General features: G+C 64.6%; 16 protein-coding genes and 1 tRNA gene. 9 read left to right on the top strand and 8 right to left on the bottom strand.

All coding sequences use genetic code 11. From position 1 onward, the window contains the following. Window positions 1-5: 5 nt before the first annotated feature. From O6X71_RS06830 to katG, 3 genes are all read left to right on the top strand, one after another. On the top strand, window positions 6-1,406 hold the full coding sequence (locus O6X71_RS06830; RefSeq protein WP_353465146.1) for a carotenoid oxygenase family protein: 1,401 nt from the start codon (window positions 6-8) through the stop codon (window positions 1,404-1,406). Further along, the gene (locus O6X71_RS06825; protein ID WP_353465145.1) at window positions 1,403-2,068 is read left to right on the top strand and encodes a VC0807 family protein; all 666 of its coding nucleotides are present in this window, start codon (window positions 1,403-1,405) and stop codon (window positions 2,066-2,068) included. The genes O6X71_RS06830 and O6X71_RS06825 overlap by 4 nt, the downstream gene beginning before the upstream one ends. A 154-nt stretch (window positions 2,069-2,222) precedes the next feature. Then, window positions 2,223-4,448, top strand: a complete 2,226-nt coding sequence (gene katG, locus O6X71_RS06820) for a catalase/peroxidase HPI (RefSeq protein ID WP_435368455.1) — start codon at window positions 2,223-2,225, stop codon at window positions 4,446-4,448. A gap of 614 nt (window positions 4,449-5,062) precedes the next feature. On the opposite strand, the gene O6X71_RS06815 is transcribed toward katG, so the two are convergent. Continuing rightward, window positions 5,063-5,398: a hypothetical protein gene (locus O6X71_RS06815; protein WP_353465144.1), complete on the bottom strand. Its 336-nt coding sequence runs from the start codon at window positions 5,396-5,398 to the stop codon at window positions 5,063-5,065. Window positions 5,399-6,064: 666 nt separating this feature from the next. Next, window positions 6,065-6,214, bottom strand: a complete 150-nt coding sequence (locus tag O6X71_RS06810) for a hypothetical protein (RefSeq protein WP_353465143.1) — start codon at window positions 6,212-6,214, stop codon at window positions 6,065-6,067. A 213-nt stretch (window positions 6,215-6,427) separates the two neighbouring features. On the opposite strand from O6X71_RS06810, the gene O6X71_RS06805 reads away from it, so the two are divergent. Then, window positions 6,428-7,525 carry a biotin carboxylase gene (locus tag O6X71_RS06805; RefSeq protein ID WP_353465142.1) on the top strand — a complete coding sequence of 366 codons (1,098 nt, stop codon included), beginning with the start codon at window positions 6,428-6,430 and terminating at the stop codon, window positions 7,523-7,525. Between the two features lie 137 nt (window positions 7,526-7,662). Here O6X71_RS06805 and O6X71_RS06800 read toward each other — a convergent pair whose 3' ends face one another. Further along, window positions 7,663-8,652, bottom strand: coding sequence for an amidohydrolase family protein (locus tag O6X71_RS06800; RefSeq protein ID WP_353465141.1), 990 nt, complete (start codon window positions 8,650-8,652; stop codon window positions 7,663-7,665). Window positions 8,653-8,910: 258 nt separating this feature from the next. On the opposite strand from O6X71_RS06800, the gene O6X71_RS06795 reads away from it, so the two are divergent. Continuing rightward, window positions 8,911-10,668, top strand: a complete 1,758-nt coding sequence (locus tag O6X71_RS06795) for a diguanylate cyclase (RefSeq protein WP_353465140.1) — start codon at window positions 8,911-8,913, stop codon at window positions 10,666-10,668. Between the two features lie 324 nt (window positions 10,669-10,992). Here O6X71_RS06795 and O6X71_RS06790 read toward each other — a convergent pair whose 3' ends face one another. After that, window positions 10,993-12,408 (bottom strand): LytR/AlgR family response regulator transcription factor, encoded by a 1,416-nt coding sequence (locus tag O6X71_RS06790; RefSeq protein ID WP_353465139.1) that lies wholly within the window; start codon window positions 12,406-12,408, stop codon window positions 10,993-10,995. A gap of 141 nt (window positions 12,409-12,549) precedes the next feature. Between O6X71_RS06790 and O6X71_RS06785 the strand changes: the two genes are divergently transcribed. Further along, window positions 12,550-13,977, top strand: coding sequence for an alpha/beta fold hydrolase (locus tag O6X71_RS06785; RefSeq protein WP_353465138.1), 1,428 nt, complete (start codon window positions 12,550-12,552; stop codon window positions 13,975-13,977). Between the two features lie 185 nt (window positions 13,978-14,162). Here the strand turns inward: O6X71_RS06785 and O6X71_RS06780 are convergent. Beyond that, window positions 14,163-14,255 (bottom strand) — tRNA-Ser (locus O6X71_RS06780). 293 nt (window positions 14,256-14,548) lie between these two features. On the opposite strand from O6X71_RS06780, the gene O6X71_RS06775 reads away from it, so the two are divergent. Together O6X71_RS06775 and O6X71_RS06770 are read left to right on the top strand one after the other, a co-directional pair. Beyond that, entirely contained in the window at window positions 14,549-15,316 is a 768-nt protein-coding gene (locus tag O6X71_RS06775; protein ID WP_353465137.1) for a DUF1134 domain-containing protein, read from the top strand. A 182-nt stretch (window positions 15,317-15,498) separates the two neighbouring features. Further along, window positions 15,499-15,846 (top strand): hypothetical protein, encoded by a 348-nt coding sequence (locus O6X71_RS06770; RefSeq protein WP_353465135.1) that lies wholly within the window; start codon window positions 15,499-15,501, stop codon window positions 15,844-15,846. A 129-nt stretch (window positions 15,847-15,975) separates the two neighbouring features. Here the strand turns inward: O6X71_RS06770 and pyrC are convergent, their stop codons facing one another. Further along, a complete protein-coding gene (gene pyrC, locus O6X71_RS06765; protein WP_353465133.1) occupies window positions 15,976-17,025 on the bottom strand; it encodes a dihydroorotase in 1,050 nt (349 codons plus the stop codon). 133 nt (window positions 17,026-17,158) lie between these two features. On the opposite strand from pyrC, the gene O6X71_RS06760 reads away from it, so the two are divergent. Next, window positions 17,159-17,896, top strand: a complete 738-nt coding sequence (locus O6X71_RS06760; protein ID WP_353465131.1) for a YgfZ/GcvT domain-containing protein — start codon at window positions 17,159-17,161, stop codon at window positions 17,894-17,896. Between the two features lie 5 nt (window positions 17,897-17,901). Here O6X71_RS06760 and O6X71_RS06755 read toward each other — a convergent pair whose 3' ends face one another. Together O6X71_RS06755 and O6X71_RS06750 are read right to left on the bottom strand one after the other, a co-directional pair. Next, entirely contained in the window at window positions 17,902-18,714 is an 813-nt protein-coding gene (locus O6X71_RS06755) for a shikimate 5-dehydrogenase (protein WP_353465129.1), read from the bottom strand. Between the two features lie 598 nt (window positions 18,715-19,312). Beyond that, window positions 19,313-20,434 (bottom strand): OmpA family protein, encoded by a 1,122-nt coding sequence (locus tag O6X71_RS06750; protein WP_353465127.1) that lies wholly within the window; start codon window positions 20,432-20,434, stop codon window positions 19,313-19,315. Between the last annotated feature and the right edge of the window lie 54 nt (window positions 20,435-20,488).

The following is a 20,488-nucleotide window of genomic DNA, read 5'->3' as shown; positions in this document are numbered from 1 at the left end:
CGGGCATGGCTAGCGTTCTGACGCGGATAGACGATGATGGCACTGCGGAAGGGCAACCGACCGCGCACCCCTTCCTATCGGGCATTCACCAGCCAATGGAGAAGGAGCTGACCCTCACCGAGCTGGAGGTCCGCGGCATCATCCCAGAGGCGCTACGTGGTCGCTATCTACGGACCGGGCCGAACCCGGTCGCCGCCGATCCCGCATCGTACCACTGGTTCACGGGTGACGGCATGGTGCACGGCTTGGCGATCCACGATGGCAAGGCATTGTGGTATCGCAATCGCTGGATCGATTCGCGCAGCAACGCCGCAGCGCGCTGCACCACGCCGGCACCGGGGCCGCGCCATGGTCACAGCGATACGGTGAACACCAACGTCGTCGATCTTGGCGGCCGCGTCTTCGCGGTCGTGGAAGGGGGCAGCTACCCCGTCGAACTGTCCGAGACGCTCGACGAACAGCGCTACGACGATTTCGGCGGATCGCTCGTCGGTTCTTTCACCGCGCATCCCCACCGCGACCCACTAACCGGCGAGCATCACGGCATCTGCTACGAGGGTGGGCGCCCCAACGAGATCCGCCATGTTGTCCTCGATTCCACAGGCAGAGTGGTGCGCGAGGCGCCGATCGCGGTCGAACATGGCCCGATGATCCACGATTGCGCGATCACCACGCGCTACGTCGTCATCCTCGATCTTCCGGTGACGTTTTCGCTGGCAACTTACCTCGCCGGCCAGCCGCTGCCCTATGCCTGGAACCCTGCGCATCGTGCCCGCGTCGGCCTGATGCCACGGGGCGGCGATCAGCATGCCATCATCTGGTGTGACGTCGATCCGGCCTATGTCTTTCATGTCGCCAACGCCTTCGACCTGCCCGACGGTCGGGTGGTCCTTGACGTGTGCGCCTATCCGACGATGTTCGCCGGAGCGCTAGGGGGACCGGACGCGTCCTCGCGCGGCCTGGAGCGCTGGACGCTCGACCCTGCGACCGGCACGACCGCGATCGGCACCATTGATGCCACGCCGCAGGAGTTTCCCCGCATCGACGAACGCCGGTTCGGCCAGACGTACCGTTATGGGTATACCCTGGGCACGCAATCGGACCGTCGGTTCCAGAGCGCGAGCCGGCTCTACAAACACGATCTCGTCGAGGGCGCTCGGGAGGTGCACGACTTCGGTGCCGGCTGCCATCCCGGCGAATTCGTCTTCGTGCCCGCGCACGAGAATGCAGAGGAAGACGAGGGGTGGCTGATCGGCTTCGTCATCGACGAACCGAGCGATACCACCGACCTGGTCATCATCGATGCGCACGAATTCGAGGGCGCTCCGGTCGCCACAGTGCGCCTGCCGCACCGCATTCCGCCGGGCTTTCACGGCAACTGGATCAACGGGGGAGACGCACAATGAACACGATCGTCACGACCATGAAGGACAGCACTGTAATGAACCGCCAGACCGGCAGCCGCATCGGCCTGCTTGCCATCGAAGCCGGCATCAATTTCGGGCTACCGTTGCTGATCTACGATCGCGTGGCGCCGCAGTCGGGCGAAATGGTCGCGCTGATGGCGTCCTCGCTGCCACCCTTGCTCTGGTCGCTCGTCGAGTTCGCTCGTCGGCGTCGCGTCGATGCGCTGTCGATCCTCGTGCTGGCCGGCATCGCGCTGTCGCTGCTCGCGATGCTCGGGGGCGGGTCCGTCCGCTTCCTGCAACTGCGCGAGAACCTCGTCTCCGCGTTGATCGGCCTGGTGTTCCTCGGCTCGGCCGCGATGGGTCGCCCCCTGATCTATCAGCTCGCACGCGCCGGCCTTGCCCGGAAATCGCCGGACGAGGTCGCCGCGTTCGAGGCGAAGCGCGACACGCCTCGCTTCCGTCGCGTGATGACGACCATGACTTTGGTCTGGGGCGTCGGCCTGCTCGCGTCGTCGGCGCTTGCCTGCATGCTCGTCTTCGCGCTCAGCATCCACGATTACATGCTCGTCAGCCCGTTCGTCGGCTACGGCTCGATGGGCGCGCTCGCCCTTTGGACGGCCTGGTACAGGCGTCTTGCCCAACGCCGCGCAGCACGTTGAGTTGAGATGCGGGGGTCTTCTCCTAGACGACTTTCGCTCTACCCATGATCGACTGATGTGATCTATCTCTCCCGAATAATCGATTGGACAAATGTCCGTCAAATCCTGCATCTTGCGCCCAAGCACGGAATACTCATCGAGAGAGGACGCCAAGATGGCCGATTACGAACAGCCCAAGAGCAGCGGTTGCCCCATGGGCCCCAACGGCGGCGGCGAGGTCAAGGCCCGCTCGCTGCTCGGCCGTACGAACAAGGATTGGTGGCCGGATGCGCTGCCGATCGACATGCTGCACCAGCACGGCGTCTCCCCCGACCCGATGGGCGAAGAGTTCGACTATGCCGAGTCGTTCCAGCAGCTCGATTATGCTGCGCTCAAGGCGGACCTGACCGCGCTGATGACCGACAGCAAGTCCTGGTGGCCAGCTGATTACGGTCACTACGGCCCGTTCATGATCCGCATGGCGTGGCACGCCGCCGGTACCTACCGCGTGACCGACGGCCGTGGTGGATCGTCGTCGGGTCAGCAGCGCTTCGAGCCGCTCAACTCGTGGCCGGACAATGGCAACCTCGACAAGGCACGCCGCCTGTTGTGGCCGCTGAAGCAGAAGTACGGCAAGAACATCAGCTGGGCCGACCTGTTCATCCTCGCCGGCAACGTCGCGATCGAGAGCATGGGCGGACCGATCTTCGGTTTCGCCGGCGGCCGCAAGGACGTCTTCGCCTCCGAGGGCGACACGTTCTGGGGCGCCGAGGAGCTTTGGGTCAACGAGGGTGCGCAGACGCGTATCAGCGAGGACCTGCCCGAGCTCGAAGGCCCGCTCGCCGCGATCCAGATGGGGCTCATCTACGTCAATCCGGAAGGTCCGGGCGGTGACCCGAACCCCCTCCTGTCGGCGCGCGATATGAAGGCGACCTTCCAGCGGATGGCGATGAACTCCGAGGAAACCGTTGCACTGACCGCGGGCGGCCACGCGTTCGGCAAGGCGCACGGCGCCAAGCCAGCCCCGCACTTCAAGGCGCCGTCTTCGGAATCCGTGCATATGCAGGGTCTCGGCTGGCTGACCGACAGCGAGGAGATTGGCCAGGGCCACATCACGACCTCGGGCGTCGAGGGCGCATGGTCGAACAACCCGACCAAGTGGACCGGTGATTACCTGCGCCTGCTGTTCAAGTACGAGTATGAGCTGACCGAGAGCCCGGCCGGCGCGAAGCAGTGGCAGCCGGTCAACCCCGAGCACGAGGACATGGCACCCGACGCACGCGACCCCAACAAGCGCGTGCCGACGATGATGACCACCGCCGACATGGCGCTGAAGATGGACCCCGAGTTCCGCGAGATCGCGCTGCGCTTCCGTGACGATCAGTCCGCACTCGACGACGCGTTCGCACGCGCCTGGTTCAAGCTGACGCACCGCGACATGGGCCCGCGCGTTCGTTACCTCGGGCCTGAGGTTCCGGAAGAGACGCTGATCTGGCAGGATCCGGTTCCCGAGGGCACCGCGCCGTCGGCCGCCGACGCCGCTGCGTTCAAGGACGCCGTGTTGTCGAGCGGGCTGACGATCGGCCAGCTGGTCAAGACCGCCTGGGCGTCGGCATCGAGCTATCGCCGGTCGGACCACCGCGGTGGTGCGAACGGTGCGCGCATCGCGCTCGCACCGCAGAAGGACTGGCCGGTCAACGAGCCCGAGCAGCTGAGCAAGGTCCTGGCCAAGCTCAACGAACTGCGCGGCGACATGTCGCTGGCCGACGCGATCGTGCTGGCCGGTTCGGCAGCGGTCGAGAAGGCGGCGCGCGATGCCGGTCACGACGTGTCGGTGCCGTTCCTCGGTGGACGCGGCGATGCGACGCAGGAGTGGACCGATGTCGAGAGCTTCGTGTGGATGGAGCCGCAGGCCGATGGCTTCCGCAACTACCTGAAGACGCGTCACCCGGTGAAGACCGAGGAGCTGCTGCTCGACAAGGCTTCGCTGCTCGGCCTGTCCGCGCCGGAGATGACCGTGCTGGTCGGTGGCCTGCGCGTGCTCGGCGCGAACTTCGGCGATGCGCCCGAGGGCGTACTCACCACGCGTCCGGGTCAGCTGACGAACGACTTCTTCGTCAACCTGCTCGACAACGACACGTTCTGGGATCTGGTCGACACGTCGAGCGACGAGAAGTTCATCGGCTACGATCGTGGTGGTCGCGAGAAGAAGTGGCAGGCGACCCGCACCGACCTGATCTTCGGCTCGAACTCGCAGTTGCGCGCGACGGCCGAGGTCTATGCCGAGAACGGCCACGAACAGAAGTTCGTTCGCGACTTCGTCAAGGCGTGGGTCAAGGTCATGAACGCCGATCGTTTCGACGTGACGGCCAAGCCTGTGTCGTCCAATCAGGCGACCTAAGTAACGTTGGCGTGCGGATAGGCCGTGGTGATCTGGGCAAGGTTCCGGAAAACCACGGCTTATCCGCCACCGACCTGAGACATGAAATATAGACTCTGGTCTTTCCGCTGCCCGAAGGCACCGGCATCAACGGCTATAATCCAGCAACTCTTGCTACGGTCTCGCGCGCAGTTCGCCGTGTCCTTGGTGCGCCAACCCATTGACGACCGCGCTGGATCGTATCCTTAGCAATGCCGACCAGGACCATATGACCTGCGCACGGCTCCCGGCCGGCGGGGTAACGTGACAGGGCCGGCCATTCGCGCCTTCACCGCTTCCCAGCGGCCACTCCACAATTAAATATTGATTTGCCTCTCCGCCTTTAGGTCTGACGTAGGATATTGCGAAACCATGGGAGCGGACGGTATCGCGCGATGTTCGAAAGCGCAAAGTCGAGAAAGTACACGCTTTTGACACGCGTTAGGTTGCATTGGGAAGTTGGTCATTCTCCAAACCTGAACCCATGGCCAATTTAGAGCAAGCACGCGCAATGATACATGTCCGAATGCGTTGGCAGTTGTCGGATTGATCGCTGATCCGAATACCCGACCGTGGCTGAAAGTGGACAATTACACTTAGCTACGAAGCGGCGATCGAACTGTAAGCAATGCCGTGAAGTGCGGGTCTTCCACAGATGCATCCTCATCAGCCATCTGGTAGATGCCGGGGCTCGCCGCCTCGATAGCGTCAAGCATCGGGGCGATCACAAATTCCTCATCATTGGCTTGACGGATCACGATGCCAGCAAGCCTGTCGACTGATAATACGGTTCCAAAAATCTGTTGTCGCCGTAGCATTTTGTCTTCGTGATCGACAAACGTCAGACCGACCAGAAGCGTGCATCCGACCAAGTCGTTGGCGAAATCGTCATCCCAGTTATCATCTCCGTCTAGGCTCTCGAATTTGTCCATGGCTCACCATGCAGGTCTGGCGGGATGTCCGCTAGTAAGCGAGTGAGCGGAATGGCTGGAATGGAGAGGAAAGCGGACAGGCGGCTTTAGGACAGTTCCGGCCGATGGCGGCCGCTTGCCCCCCAACTTCGAGGCATCGCTCCTTCGTCGTATCCAGAACAATCACAGTTATTGACCATGCAAAGCATCTGCTCTTCCGTGCCAGCATGGTGGTAGCCGATCGCATGCCCGCACCGGCTGCAATCCCCTGTGCCTATGCTATTAGGCGGTTTGATTGATGCGCGGTGGGGTCGCCGCAAGAGCGTATCGAGAAAGCCCCGTTTGCGGATGATCTCCCCAGTCCACCAAGTCGGCACCTCGTGCTTTGGGTCTAGAAAGCCTTGGATTTTGATGAGGATGGGGCCACCCACCCGCTCCTTCCAATCCGCATCCCATGTGACCGACATATACGGCCCCTCATTCTGCGGCCGCGTGTAAGTCGTGCCGATCGGAACGCGTTCCCCCAGATCAGCCCACGCAAAGTCCGCAACTTCGTATGCGACGTCGCTGACGCGGAGTTCAAGTTCATCACGGTCGGCGTCGGTGGGCATGCGCAGAGACTGAATGAACGGCGGCTATCGGGCAACCTACATTGGCACGCGGACGACCGATTATGGGCGTAGGCGGTCATCCGAAGATGATCCACAATGCCACTCCACCAACTACGAAAGGTCCCAACAGAGCCGCCGCACCGCCAACCCATCCCCATTTATGGTAGGCAACTTCGACCGCACCTTCCCAGAAGCCTTGGACGATCATCTCGGCGATCCATGTCATTGTGACACGATGTAGGACGACATGAATGTCCGCAATCGGGAAATGCCCGACCACTGTCGACGATCACAATTGGGCGGAAGCGGAATGGCTGGAATGGGAGGAAAGCGGACGTTCGCTGCCGAAGTCGATGGCCTCGCGCACCACCGAAGCAAATTCAGCGATTTGCCCTGCCGTGCCGCTCCGGGCTAGTGCGCGACGCGCAGGAGATCATGCATGAAAACAGCGCCGGTCGCCATTCTTTACCAAGCGCTTCCGCCACCGTTGATCGACGGCTTGCGCAAGGACGCAAAGCCTGGCGGATATTCAGATGGCGGCGCCGACATCGCTTTCGCATTGCGGACGGCAGGCGTGAATGTGGTCACGCCGACCTCCTTGCCAAACCCTTCGAAGGCACTCGATTGGGTATTCCCGGACACGGTCGAGGGTCTCCGTAGCGCAGGCGCTGCGGGCGCATCGGTCCTGTGGGCGAACACGGTCCTGTTCGAAGGACATCCGCTCGAGACGGCGATGGCCGACTTCGACATCGTCGGGCAGCTTCCTGCGGCAATGCAGGCGTTCGACGACAAGTTCGAGACCAACCACCGCCTTGCCCAGGCTGGTCTGCCGGTCGCGCAATCGTTTTTGCTGTCCGGCACGGGTAAGGCAAACGTCTGTGCGCTGGTCGATGTCGAGGATGCGTGTGCTTTCCGCGGCATGTCCTTTCCGATGATCGTCAAGCCGGTGCGCGGCCGTGGCAGCCAGGGCGTGACGCTGGTGGAAAGCCTCGCCGCCCTGCGCGATGCCGCGACGGCGCTGATCGAGGCCGCCACCTTCGGCGACATGCTGATGGTGGAAGAGTTTCTTGGGGGCGACGAGATGACCGTCACCATCATGCCGCCTGCATCCCCGCGCCCGGACGGTTCGCGGGCATCGACGCACTGGGCGTTGCCGCCAGTATACCGCTTCGATCAGCGCGGCGGTGTAGCACCGTATAACGGCGACGTTCCGGTTACCGCCAACAGCATCGCAATCGGCCCCGAGCAGCGGCGCGATCCGGCGATCGTGGCGATGATCGACAGCTGCGTGTCGGCGGCCGGGCTGGTCGACGCCCGCACCGCGATCCGGATCGATTGCCGGGCCGACCGCGATGGTCGTTTCAAATTGTTCGACCTCAACATGAAACCCAACATGACGGGGCCGGGCCGCCCGGGGCGCGAGGATCAAGATTGCCTCTCGGCGATCGCCGCCCGCGCCAAAGGGTGGAGCTACGCCGATCTTCTGCTGGCGATGCTTGCTGCCAAATGGACGTTCGACTCCTCGAACGAGGCTTAGGCTGCTTGGAACTTCGCGACTGACGAGACCTAGAAGCGGTCACTCGCGTCGCTCTTGCAACGTTTTCAAACCCGTCGCTCATTCGGCTTGGCTTGCCGGCGCCGTGCGTGTTCGAACAAACGGAAATGCTGTCGGACTTAGGTGCTTGCCGCCCCAGTCAGTCGCTCCCAGTTTGCAAAAGCGAGCCCGCGGCGCGCCGCATCGTCGAGGTCGACGGTGTCGATGAACCGCCGCGGCTCGCCGCCAGGACGATATTGGTAGGGAAAGTCGGTCGAGAAGAGCAGGCGATCAGGCCCGACGATCTCCAGGCAACGACTGAGGTATGACTCGCTCCACATGCCGCTTCCCGTCACGTATAGGTTGCGGCGCGCGTACTCGCCGAGTGGCCGGTCGAGCTCGAGCGCGCGGCCAAGGACGGCCGCAGTGCGCTCGAGATAGAACAGTACCACCTCGCCCCAGTGACCGAGGATGATCTGAAGGCCGGGAAGCTCGTCGAAAATCCCAGCCGCTGCGAGCCGCACCCATTCCAGTCCTGCCTCATAATGCCAGCCTAGGCCGAAGGCAGCGAGAGCGAGGTCCGCCCGCTCACCAATCCCCGAGTAGGTGGCCTCGCGCACCGCCGGCGACGGGGTCTGGGGATGAATAAACAGGGGGACGCCAAGCTCCGCTGCCTTGGTCGGCATGGGTCTGAGGGCGGGATGATCGAGATGTCGGTCGCGTGTGCGCCCGCACAGCAATGCGCCTTTCAGACCAAGATCGCGAACGGCACGCTCTAGCTCGCGGGGCGCGGCTTCTGGATCGGAAGTGGGCAAGGCCGCAAAACCTTGGAAGCGACTGGGATGACGGGCGCACGTCTCCGCGATCAGATCGTTGACGCGGCGAGCCGTCTCTACGGCCGGTCCGGGCTCGAGGTTGTGAAGCCCTGGCGTGGTGAGGGACAGCACCTGTACGTCGACGCCCTGCTCGTCCATCAGCGCAAGACGACCTTCGCCGAGATCGGCTAGGCGATCGCCGGTTTCGCCCCCGTCTGCGATGGCAGATACGGGGTCGTACGGCGGTGGTGCGGACGCCCAGGCCTCCCGGACGTTCAGCGGCAGGATATGTTCTTCGATCGCAATCAGGCGCATAAACGTCTCGCAGCTAGTCCGCGAACAACTCATCTCCATGGCACAAGGTTTCCGAGGCTCGTGTTGGCCTCGCGCGTCCGAAACCCCGCGCTATGCCTCACGAGATCACCGACGATCCCGACTAAGCAAGACCGGTGCGACGCATAATGCCGAGTAACCAAACGCTAAGTCCTTGCCGTTAAGCATGCTGCGATGTTCGTCTCGCTAACCGCACGTATCGCCGCGATCGGGCTCATCGTCCTGCTGGCGCTGGGGTCCTTGGCGGGGCTGCTCGCCGACGCGTCGTATCAGGCCAGCCAGAGCGTCCACTGGGCCGCGCATTCCGCCGGGATCATCGAGACAACTGAGGCTGCACTGGGCGACCTGCGCGAAGCCGAGTCCGGCCAGCGCGGCTTCGTCATCACCCGCAATCCGGCCTATGCCCGGTCTTTCGCCGAACGTGTCGACAGCGCCGCCCAGACCATCGCGAAAGTGGTTGAGCAGACCGACGACAACCAGCTTCAGCACGCACGCGCGCAGGAGATCGCGTCGCTGATGAAGGAGCGCTCCGCCTTCCTGTTGCAGCCGCTCGATCGTGCCCGTCGCGGTGATTTTTCCGGGGCGGTCGCGATCATCGCGAGTGGCCGGGGGCGGGAATTGATGGATGCGATCAGCGTGCGGGCCAATGGCTTCCTCGATGAGGAACGCGCGCTGCAGACCATGCGGCAGGATGCCGCGGTGCAACGCCTGCGCAGCGGCAAAAGGCTCGCCATCCTCGGTGCGATCGCCGTCGCGCTTCTCGTCGTCGGCAGCTTTGCATTGTTGGTACGGGCGATCCGCCGCCCGCTGGATACCATGATGCGCGCCATGACCGCGCTGGGAAGTGGCGAGCAGGAGGCGCGCATCGACATCGCGATGGGCTCACGCGAATTTACCCGTCTCGCCACGGGCTACAATGCGATGGCCGACAGACTGGAGGGCGCCGTCGCCGACCAGGGTGCAAGCGAGCGCCAGTTGCAGATCGTCAATACGGAACTGGAGCGGAATACCAGGACGCTTCGGGAACGTGGCGACGTGATCGAACTGCTCGGCGGCATGGCGCATCGCATGCAGGCCGCGCGTACCGACGACGAGCTGGCACAGATTATCCGGGTATTCGTGCCGCAGGTGCTCCCGGCCATCCCGGGCGCGCTGTATGCGCACAATAATTCGCGCAACTGCCTGGTGCCTGTCGCGAACTGGGGTGGCATCACCGTGGCGATCGACGGCTTTGCGCCCGAACGATGCTGGGCGCTACGCCGCGGCCAGAGCCACTCCGTCGAAGATCCCAGCCGCGAAATCGTCTGCGGTCACGTAGCCGAGGACGAGGTCTATCACTGCGAACCGTTGCTGGCGGGTGGCGAGGTCATCGGCGTGCTCTATCTGCAAGGGCGGATCGAAGCCGAGAACCGCTTCCGGATGAGCGTGCTGACCGAGAACATCGCGTCTGCGCTGGTGAACCACCGCCTGCAGCGATCGCTGCGCGAGCAGACGATCCGCGATCCACTGACCGGCCTGTTCAACCGTCGCTACATGGAAGAGGCGTTGAAGCTGGAGATCGCCCGCGCAGCCCGTGCTAGCGGTCCGCTGAGCCTCGTCATGTGCGACATCGATCATTTCAAGCGGTTCAACGACGAGTTCGGCCACGATGCTGGCGACGCCGTGCTGCAGACGGTAGCCGCAGAAATGCGCAGCCGATTCCGCGACGGCGACGTTGTCTGCCGCTTCGGCGGCGAGGAGTTCACGATCATCGCGCCGGGTACGACGGCGGAGGCGCTTGCCGGGCGCGTCGAGATCGTACGTCAGGCGATCGCCGAGTTGAACGTCCGCCACGGCAACCGCACGCTGGGCTCGACCAGCATGTCATTCGGCATCGCGACCTGGTCCGACGCCATGGACCGCGACGGCTCCACACTCATTCAAGCGGCAGACATGGCACTGTATCAATCCAAGCGCGACGGCCGCAACCGCGCTACCATCAGCCTGCTTGCGGCCTAATTCCAGCCGGTCAGGCACGATCAGACACGCCCGACACGTCAGCTTATGTCGCTCCAGTAAGCCTCTCGCGCCGGCGACGATGCTGGCAGCGCGACGACCCAATCGCAGCCAGTCACGAGGCGTTTCGGCGTCCCGGCTTCAGACTTTTGTTCATGTCGGATCCAAAGTGGGTCCCGCCTAGCCGCGGGGCTCGGAACCGACGACCGAGCGACCGCTCAAGGAGCTTGTTGAGGCGAGCCCGATCTCTGATGCCGGGTTGTCCGTTGTCCCGTGACGATTGATCCCATTGGGTCCTTTCACGGCACGAGAAGTACGCCCTCTACGCTACGAACGGGTAACATCCAGGGCTTCGCGTACAGCAGGTTGTCTCGAGCGGCTGACGGGTACCGGTGCACCCTCGCTAAGGTGCAGTCGCCAGCGGTCGCCGTCCCGCTCGAGCCGCTGCACTTTGGCCAAATTGGCGATCACCGACCGGTGGATTCGCAGGAAGTTCGCTGGCAACTGGGTCGCCAAGCCGTCGAGACGAGCGGCGTGCAGCAGGCTGCGACCGCCGACCAGCCGCAGTTCGACATAATCGTCGGCCCCAACCACGGCCAGGATCTCCGCGATCGGTACCAACTCGACGCCACGCGCGGAAGCCACGGTCAACCGATCGGGGCGGGTGGCGGCACGGGTCAGGGCGGCCTCCCGGTCGCGGTCGTCGCGGCCCAGCCGCACCACCTCGACCGCCAGCAACGGCAGCACCAGGCCGGCGGCGAGCAGGAAGTAGGAAAGATCGGCCAGCCATGCGGGAAATCCAAGCGCCAGCGCCAGGAACAGCGCCAGCCAGGCCAGAACCGGCCGCGCGCCGCGGACGCGCTGGCGCACGCCCGCGGCAGCCGGCACTGCGGCAAGCACCGCCCCCAGGATCAACGCCGAGACCGTTTTCATATCGAAACCGGGAAGCAGGGCCGTGGCGCCGACCCCGCCCAGCGCGAGCCCGATCATCAGGCCGCGCGCTCTGTGCAGGAATCGAGTCGCGACATAGGCCACCAGCAGGATCGCGAAGGCGGCAGCCAGCACCCAGATGGCGCTCATCCGCAAGGCGTGCAACGGATAGGAATAGTCGAACAGCGTCCGCAGACTCTCGACGATGGCCTGCAGCGCGGCGACCGCGGCCATCGCAGTCAGGGCCAAGCTGGAGCCGGTGCGGCGCATGGCGTGAATGACGCCGAAGCCGAAAGCCCCCGCCAGCAGGGCGCCCGCCGCGATGAAGGTGATGGCCAGAGGCACGGTGCGTGGCCGAAAGGGATAGGACCAGACGCCCATGGCGCTCATCGGCCGGTCGAAATGGAGGCCGCCATGGAAGGACGACAGATGCAGGACCAGCATGTTCCCGCCCGGTCGCCACGCGGTCTCGCGGATCGGAAAGATCGCCTGGTATCGCCCGGCCACCTCGGCCTGTGCCGTCGCGCCGGGGCGGCCATTCGCGCCGAGGCGCTGGCCGTTAAGCCACGCCTCAGACGACGCCACGCCTGCCACATACAGGGCGCGGGGCTGTGACCTGGCAGGCGCATCGATGACGGAGCGGATCCAGAGCTCGCGGCCTTGAGGGTCGACGAAATCCTGGACCGAGCGGCAATCGCTCAACACCGGGCCGGCCGGACCGACCGTACCGTGACAGGTTTGCCACGGCATATCCTGCGCCCGGCCCGCAGTGGCCAAGCTCATCAAAAGCATGGTGAGGAGGATTCGCCACATCCCGCCTCTCTAATCCGCCGCTCGCCGAGATGCACCGCCATTCGCCGATGAGCGGACGCCACTGACCGAACCGGGATGGCGGCGGCCGCCGGGAACGGTGCAGCAAGAGGTATGAACCACATATCGCTCAATCGCCGCGCCGTGCTCACCGCCGCCGCCCTTGCCCTTCCCACCCTGGCGCTCGCCCGGGCCTCAGCACAGACGGCATCTCCGTCGCAGGCTGGTCCCTTCCGCTTTAAGGATCGGCGCGGCGAGGAGACCGATGCCGAACGGGGCTTCTTCGACGTGCCGGAGGATCGCCGCGATCCCAGTTCGCGAAAGATCCGGTTGGGCTATATCCGTTTCGCATCGACGGCAGCACGTCCGGGCCCACCGATCGTCTATCTGGCGGGGGGCCCCGGTGGCGAGGGGTCAGGCGCAGCGACCGGACCGCGCTTCCCAATCTTCATGGCGCTTCGGGCGGTCGCCGACGTCATCGCCTTCGATCAGCGCGGCACGGGGATGTCCAGTTCCATCCCGGAGCGGCCGGCCGCGACCCGCCCACCGCCGATATTCACCGAGGCCGGACTAACATCCTATTACCGCTCGGAACTTCAGGCCGCATGGTCAGACTGGACGACGGCAGGCGTGGCCATGGCTGGCTACAATACCGAACAGAGCGCCGACGATATCGACGATCTGCGCCGTCACCTGCGCGCGGAGAAGATCGATCTATGGGGCACCAGCTACGGCTCGCACCTGGCGCTGAGCGTACTCAAACGACACGGTGACAGAGTGAACCGCGTGGCATTGTCCAGCCTGGAGGGCCAGGACCAGACAGTGAAGCGACCGGCGCGGGTCGATGCGTATCTGCGTCAGGTGGACGCGCTGTTGAATGCTGACCCCGCCGCCCGCGCGGCAGTGCCGGACCTGCTGGCCATGATGCGCCGCGTGCACGGCCGAATGGAGGCGCGTCCGGTCTTAACGAAGGTCATGTTGAAGGGCGCACCGGCCGAGATCATGATGGGCGGCTTCGGGGTCCAGATGCTGGCAGGCGGGCTGATTGCCAATCCCTCAACCCTCGCCATGCTGCCAAGCCTGTATCTGGCACTGGATGCCGGCAATACTGCCGTGCTGGCGCCCTTGCTGGGCGATGTAGCGGATCTGCTGAGCCTGCGTGGCATGCCCGAGGCAATGGATCTGGCGTCCGGCATTTCGCCGCGCAGGCTAGCGCTGGTACGGCGTGAGGCGCGGACCGCCGTGCTGGGCGAGACACTGAACTTTCCGATGCCGCAATTGCTCGGCGCGGTCCCGGGCGTCGACCTGGGCGAGGATTTCCGGGCGCCGATCCGCATCGATCACCCCGCCCTGCTGATTGCCGGTTCGCTGGACGGTCGCACACCACTGGCCGAGCAGGACGAGGTGGCTGCCCAGTTCCAACATAAATCCCGGGTGATCGTCGAGCATGCCGGGCACAATGTCTTCGAGGCCCATCCCGATGTACGGCCCCTGCTTGTACGGTTTTTTCGCGGCGAGGCCGTCATCGACACGCGGCTGGTCCTGCCGCCGCCGAAATTCCAGGTGGCTTGAGTAGATGGGCACAATGACGAGGTCAAAGTGCCCCCCTCAGGGGCAAGCGGGGCCATGTCCGAACCGCAACTGAGCGCGTTGCCGCACACGACGGCAAGTCCAGATGATTAAAATGCGTACACCTCGTCCGCTTGCCGACAGCCGGAATGAGCATAAGGGGAGTCGCAGATTAAGTGCCTGCAATTTGGCGGAGACGGAGGGATTCGAACCCTCGGTACCAGTAAACCCGGTACGGCGGTTTAGCAAACCGCTGGTTTCAGCCACTCACCCACGTCTCCGGCTGCAGCAGATGCGGGGCTATAGCGAGGGTCGGTGCGGGGGGCAACGCCTGTAATGGATCGGGCTCGCGAATTCCGGCATTCCCCGTCTTGGCGATCGGGGGTCCATCCCGACGCCCCGGCCCGATTGCCCGCATTCTCGTCATTCACCCCGAATTCGCCCAAATTCGACACGCGCGCCCGCTTCGTTCATTGCGCGGCAAGGCCGACGTTGGTTAACCTAGGCGGAGACGGGCATTCGGATGGTCAATCAGCCATCATTGACTGCCCTGGTATTTTGGGGATCGATCGACATGCGTAGCGTCTGGCTTGGCCTGGGTGCCCTAGCGGCAGCGGTTTGCGGCGGCACCGCGTCCGCGCAGGTCCGCACGATCGATCCCAACCAGGCGATCGACGGCGATCTCGCGCCGCGCGCCTATCAGCCCCCCTCGCGTCCGCAGGCGACCACGCAGCCGTCGCGCCCGGCCGCGCCTGACCCCGCCTATCCGGAGACTCCGGTCCAGGACTCCGCCCCGCCCGTCACGACGACCACCACCCGCCCCCCGGAGACGCGCGCCGAGGCGACGATGCAGGCTGCCGACACCTATGAGCGCGACGATCTGCTCGCGGCAGGCGAAGGCGTGTTCGGCAAGGGCGCCGCAGGTCTCGGCGGTATCCTTGAGAACATCCTCAAGGACCAGGGTCAGCCCAACGCGTACATCGCCGGGCGCGAGGCGTCGGGCGCGTTCATCCTCGGCGTGCGCTACGGTTCGGGGATCATGAGCCACAAGGTCGAGGGGCAGCAGCCGGTCTACTGGACCGGTCCATCGGTCGGCTTCGACGTCGGCGGCGACGCGAACAAGGTCTTCGTGTTGGTCTACAACCTGTACGACACCGAAGAACTCTACAAACGCTTCCCAGCAGTAGAAGGTCGCCTGTACCTCGTCGGAGGTTTCGCCGCGACCTATCTGCGCCGTGGCAACGTCGTCCTGATTCCGATCCGCCTCGGCGTCGGCTGGCGCGCGGGGGTGAACGTTGGGTATATGAATATCACACATAAATCGAGGTGGTTGCCGTTTTAAGCGCAGTCGGGCAGCCGGCCACGCCCGGCTGACTCCGACAAGCCCGGCCGGCGGGGCAAGGCCCCGTCCGACGACGTGGGCTTTGCCCACGGCGCGCGCCCAAACAACGACTTCGCTCGTGGAACAACGCCAAAGCCAAGCCCAAAAGTTGACGCCCCCACCAGGCACGCTACCCCCAACACATGGCAAAACCCGACCGCCTCGCCCGTCTAGACGCCCAGCGCGAAGACCTCGAAACCGACTACCGCGAAACGCTGATCGCAGCCCTCGAGAAGACCGCCGCCGGTTCGCTAGGCCTGTTCGACCGCACCCCGGACCGCCGCGTCCGCGCCGCGATCGCCCCGACGATCGACGCGCTCACCGAGATGGGCAGCGACATCGACTCCATGCGCGACCGCCTGATGCTTGAGCCGTTCGCGCTCCACCGCGACTTCTTCGCCGCGCGAGGCCCAGTCAGCGCCAGCGCAGTCGGCGAGCAGAAGGAAGCGCGGCTGTGGCTCGATCGGCTGAAGGCGGGCCTGCAGCCGTAGATACCAGCTGCTCGTCATCCTGACGAAAGTCAGGATCCAGAGCCACAAACGTCGATATGCATAGCTCTGGATCCTGGGTCGAACCCAGCATGACGGAGCGTTCGGGGCATACTGCGGTCGGAGGTAATTTTACCCCTCGAACCGCCACCCGACATTGGTCCCCGCGAGAAACGGTACGACTGCCGTCTCCCCCGCGCCAATCGACGCCGGCACCTCGACGTCGCCCCGCACCAACGTCACCGTCCCCTCGTTCAGCGGCAATCCGTAGAACCGCGCGCCATGCTCCGACGCGAACCCCTCGAACTTGTCGAGCGCCCCCTCCTCGTCGAACACGCGCAGATACGCCTCGAGCGCGAACGGTGCGTTGAAGATCCCCGCGCACCCGCACCCGGACTCCTTCGCCCCGACGACATGCGGCGCGCTGTCCGTCCCCAGGAAGAACCGTGGCGACCCCGACACCGCCGCTGCCCGTACCGCCAATCGATGCGTCTCGCGCTTCAGCACCGGCAGGCAGTATGCGTGCGGACGCAGCCCCCCGTCGAACAGTGCGTTGCGGTTGATCAGCAGATGCTGCGGCGTGATCGTCGCCGCGATCGGATGATCCGCCTCGGCCACGAACGCCGCCGCCTCGGCCGTCGTGATATGCTCCAGCACGATCTTTAGGCCCGGATAGTCGCGGACCAGCGGCGTCAGCACGCGCTCGACGAACACCGCCTCGCGGTCGAAGATGTCGATCGACTTGTCGGTCACCTCGCCGTGGATCAACAGCGGCATGCCGATCCGCTGCAACGTCTCCAGCACAGCCGTCAGCGCGCGAATATCGGTGACGCCGTGCGCGGAGTTGGTCGTCGCATGCGCGGGGTACAGCTTGCACGCGGTGAACACGCCCTCGGCATAGCCGCGTTCCAACTCCGCCGGATCGGTGCCGTCGGTGAGGTAGCATGTCATCAGCGGCGTGAAATCGATGCCCCCATCTTTTCCACCGCCCAACGCCGCCATGATCCGACCCCGATACGCCTTGGCAGCCTCGATCGAGGTTACCGGCGGGGTCAGGTTCGGCATGATGATCGCCCGCGCGAACTGCCGCGCGGTATGCCCCGCGACCGCCTCCAGCATCGCGCCATCGCGCAGGTGGACGTGCCAGTCATCGGGGCGGCGGATCGTGAGGCGGTCGGTCATACCGCCTTCCTATCGGCGCACGTGCCGCGACGCCAGACGGACGGGCGCGGGTTTTCGTCGCATGGGCGGATGCCGCCTTCGGTCGGGATCATACCTTGGTTGGAAATCGCCGCGCACGCACTAGGTGGTACGCATGGACACAGATCTTCCCGGAACGATGCTCGCCGACCGCAGCGTGATCCGCGTCGCCGGCGAAGATGTACGCGGTTTTCTGCAGGGGCTGGTCACCGCCGACACCGCCCTGCTCACGCCGGATGCGCCCGCCTGGGCGGCGTTGCTGTCGCCGCAAGGCAAGGTGCTGTTCGACTTCATCCTGTGGGCCGACGGCGCCGACGTGCTGATCGACGCCGAGGCCGCGCAGGCCGACGCGCTGACCAAGCGCCTCTCGCTCTACCGCCTGCGCCGCGCGATCACACTCGTTCCCGACGCGCTTGCGGTCCATTGGGCACCGGAAGGCGATCGCGGCGTCCCCGACCCTCGCCTTGCGGACCTGGGCCGCCGGTGGCTGGGACCGCCCGGCGAGCCGGCAACCGACTGGCGCGCGCACCGACTGTCGCTCGGCGTGACCGAAGGCATCGGCGAACTCGGCGCGGGCGAGACTCTATGGCTCGAATGCAACGCGCGCGAACTGAACGGCGTCAGCTTCACCAAGGGGTGTTACGTCGGCCAGGAGAACACCGCGCGGATGCACCACCGCTCGAAGGTCAACCGCCGGCTGATCGTCGCGCCGTTCACCGAACCGAGCGGACGGACACGCGTGACCTATCCCGAACTCGGTCTGATGGTGGAGCATCGCCGTGTCGAGGCACTTGGCGACGCGATCGTTCCGCCCTGGCTGGCCACTGCGCTAACGGAAACGTCGACCGGCTGACTCGCTCACGGATGCGCGCGAGCCCAGTCCGCAGCGTCCGTTACCTGAGCCGGCGACGGCGTCACGCCCGTATACAGCACGAACTGCTGCAACGCCTGTAGCGTGGCCACGTCGGCCCCGGTGATGCAACGCTTGCCCGCCTCGCCCGCAGCTTTCAGAAACGGCGTCACGACCGGATATTGCACAACGTCGAACGCTACGGAGCAGGCCGCGATCATCGCGTGTGGAAAGGCCAGTACGTCGGCATCCGCCCCGGTCATCCCACAGGGCGTGGCGTTAACGAGTAACGCCGCCTCACCCTCTGCTTCCGCCGTCCAGGCAAAGCCATAGCGATCCGCGATCGCGCGCCCGGCTGCTTCGTTCCGCGCGACGACGATGCCACCACGAAATCCGCTGTCGCCGAGCGCCGCCACGACCGCCTTTGCCATCCCACCGGACCCTCGCACCACGAACGGCATCGCCCGATTGAGATCCGCAACCAGATCGACGACCGCGCCGTAATCGGTGTTGTGCCCGGTGAGCACGCCGTCATCGTTGACGATCGTATTTACGCTGTCGATCGCGCTCGCCGACTGCGCCAACCTGTCAAGCAGCGGGATCACCGCCTCCTTGAACGGCATCGAGATCGCGCACCCGCGAATGGCGAGCGCCCTGATCCCGCCGACTGCGGCATTGAGGTCGGTGGTCGAGAACGCCTTGTAGACGAAATCCAGCCCGGTCAGCTCGTAGAGCCGGTTTTGGAACCGCGACCCGAAATTCCCCGGCCGCGCCGACAACGACATGCACAGCCGCGTGTCCCGTCCGATCAGCGGTTTCATCTGCTTCTCCTCGTTCACTCAGCCCCAATATAGCGTCGATACGCCAGGGTGAAGGCGCGGGCGTCGCGACGACGCTCCCACACGGTATCCAGCCAGAAGATATGTTCACGCGAAGGCACAAAGGCGCGAAGCTGTCGGACCCCGGGCGAGACGCTGCGCCCTGACGGCTCAGGCGCGAAAGCACTCTAAAGATTCGGGAAGCAAGGTAACCCCGTCCCACGCAAAACCCTCTTCGCGCCTTTGCGCCTTAGCGTGAACATATCGACGTTCCGCTCGGGTACTGCCGTATCGAACAGAAGGTTTGTTCGCGCGGAGACGCGGAGGCGCGGAGATGGATTGCACCGGGACAGCGCACCCGCGCAAGCGGCCTATGATAATCGGCTTCGCCAAAAGCGGGATTGGCTGAAGGCACGACCGCATGCTCCAGCACTTACTCTCCGCGCCTCCGCGCCTCCGCGCGAACAAAATCGACACTCGCCCAATCCACGAACTTTCGCGATTGGCCCCCCGCGAAGCACAAAAGAAAAGGGAGGCCAGCTTGCGCCGACCTCCCCGATCTTCATTCCGTAACCGACCCGAGAGCCGATTGGCGAAAGTCTTACTGGCCCGAACCCGGACCGTAGGTGACTTCCACGCGACGGTTCTGCACTTCGCGAACGCCATCGGCGGTCTCGACGCGCGGACGGCTCTCGCCGAATGCTTCCGTCGAGATGACGCTGTCCGGGATGGCATGCGAAGACAGGTATGCCTTCACGCCATCTGCGCGGCGCTGCGACAGACCGACGTTGTACGATGCCGAACCCGACTTATCGGCGTGACCTGCCAGCATGACCTGTGCGTTGCCGCACGACTGGTACTGCGTGACGGCGTTGTCGAGGATCGACGCTGCCTCAGGCGTGATGTCCGACTTGTCCCATTCGAAGAACACGATGAACGGACCAGGCGAGCAGACGACTTCGACCGGCGCAGGCGGCGGAGGAGGAGCGACTGGCTCAGGCGGCGGCGGCGGCGGCGGCGGCGGCGGAGCAGCAGGCTCGCCGAAGTTGTACGTCACACCACCAAGGATGCTGTGCGAACGATAGCGACCGTCGAACACGCGGTTCGAAACGTCGACCAGCTTGACGTTCTCGGCGTTGAAGAAACGATACTTCAACGTCGCGTCGATGTGGTCGGTCAGCGGTGCGCGGATACCGGCCAGGCCCTGATACGCGAACACGGTGTCCGAGTCGTTCAGGAAGTCGCCGTTGTTGTTGAGTGCGTACTGCGCCTTGACGCGAGCAACACCAACACCACCGCCGACGAAGCCCTGGATGCCATCGTCCGGACCGAAGTCCAGAAGGCCGTTCAGCATGAAGCTGAGAGCCGACGACGAACCACCAGCGTAGTCGTAGTTGTTAGCACCCACGTTGCCGCGAACGCCGGTGCGACCGAACACAGGCGTGGTCGTCGACGACGTGTAGCCGTCAACGGTTGCCTTGCGGTAGCCGACTTCGGTTTCGAGGCGGAAACCGCCAAAGTCGTAGCCCATCACGGCATCGACATCGTAACCATAGTCATGATCGACAGAACCGGCCTTGTTCAACGAGCCGATATCATAGTCGATGTCTTCAACGATCATCGCACCGCCTTCGACGCCAACGTACCACGACTTGTCGCGGGCGAGGGCGGGAGTGGCAAGTGCGGTGGAGGCGAGTGCCAGAACGACGGCAAGCTTCCGCATATAAATCCCCTTTCATGAGTGTCACACGGACATCGCAAACTCCCTATCCTCGGG

This window comes from Sphingomonas faeni, assembly GCF_040407505.1.
Taxonomy (GTDB): Bacteria; Pseudomonadota; Alphaproteobacteria; order Sphingomonadales; family Sphingomonadaceae; genus Sphingomonas; species Sphingomonas faeni_E.
This window is presented reverse-complemented; position numbering and strand designations above follow the sequence as displayed.

Bases quoted from the DNA above. Each gene is read 5' to 3' on its own strand.
- O6X71_RS06830 (WP_353465146.1), top strand. From the start codon at position 6: ATGGCTAGCGTTCTGACGCGGATAGACGATGATGGCACTGCGGAAGGG.
- O6X71_RS06825 (WP_353465145.1), top strand. From the start codon at position 1,403: ATGAACACGATCGTCACGACCATGAAGGACAGCACTGTAATGAACCGC.
- katG (WP_435368455.1), top strand. From the start codon at position 2,223: ATGGCCGATTACGAACAGCCCAAGAGCAGCGGTTGCCCCATGGGCCCC.
- O6X71_RS06815 (WP_353465144.1), bottom strand. From the start codon at position 5,398: ATGGACAAATTCGAGAGCCTAGACGGAGATGATAACTGGGATGACGAT.
- O6X71_RS06810 (WP_353465143.1), bottom strand. From the start codon at position 6,214: ATGACATGGATCGCCGAGATGATCGTCCAAGGCTTCTGGGAAGGTGCG.
- O6X71_RS06805 (WP_353465142.1), top strand. From the start codon at position 6,428: ATGAAAACAGCGCCGGTCGCCATTCTTTACCAAGCGCTTCCGCCACCG.
- O6X71_RS06800 (WP_353465141.1), bottom strand. From the start codon at position 8,652: ATGCGCCTGATTGCGATCGAAGAACATATCCTGCCGCTGAACGTCCGG.
- O6X71_RS06790 (WP_353465139.1), bottom strand. From the start codon at position 12,408: ATGTGGCGAATCCTCCTCACCATGCTTTTGATGAGCTTGGCCACTGCG.
- O6X71_RS06775 (WP_353465137.1), top strand. From the start codon at position 14,549: ATGCGTAGCGTCTGGCTTGGCCTGGGTGCCCTAGCGGCAGCGGTTTGC.
- O6X71_RS06770 (WP_353465135.1), top strand. From the start codon at position 15,499: ATGGCAAAACCCGACCGCCTCGCCCGTCTAGACGCCCAGCGCGAAGAC.
- pyrC (WP_353465133.1), bottom strand. From the start codon at position 17,025: ATGACCGACCGCCTCACGATCCGCCGCCCCGATGACTGGCACGTCCAC.
- O6X71_RS06760 (WP_353465131.1), top strand. From the start codon at position 17,159: ATGGACACAGATCTTCCCGGAACGATGCTCGCCGACCGCAGCGTGATC.
- O6X71_RS06755 (WP_353465129.1), bottom strand. From the start codon at position 18,714: ATGAAACCGCTGATCGGACGGGACACGCGGCTGTGCATGTCGTTGTCG.
- O6X71_RS06750 (WP_353465127.1), bottom strand. From the start codon at position 20,434: ATGCGGAAGCTTGCCGTCGTTCTGGCACTCGCCTCCACCGCACTTGCC.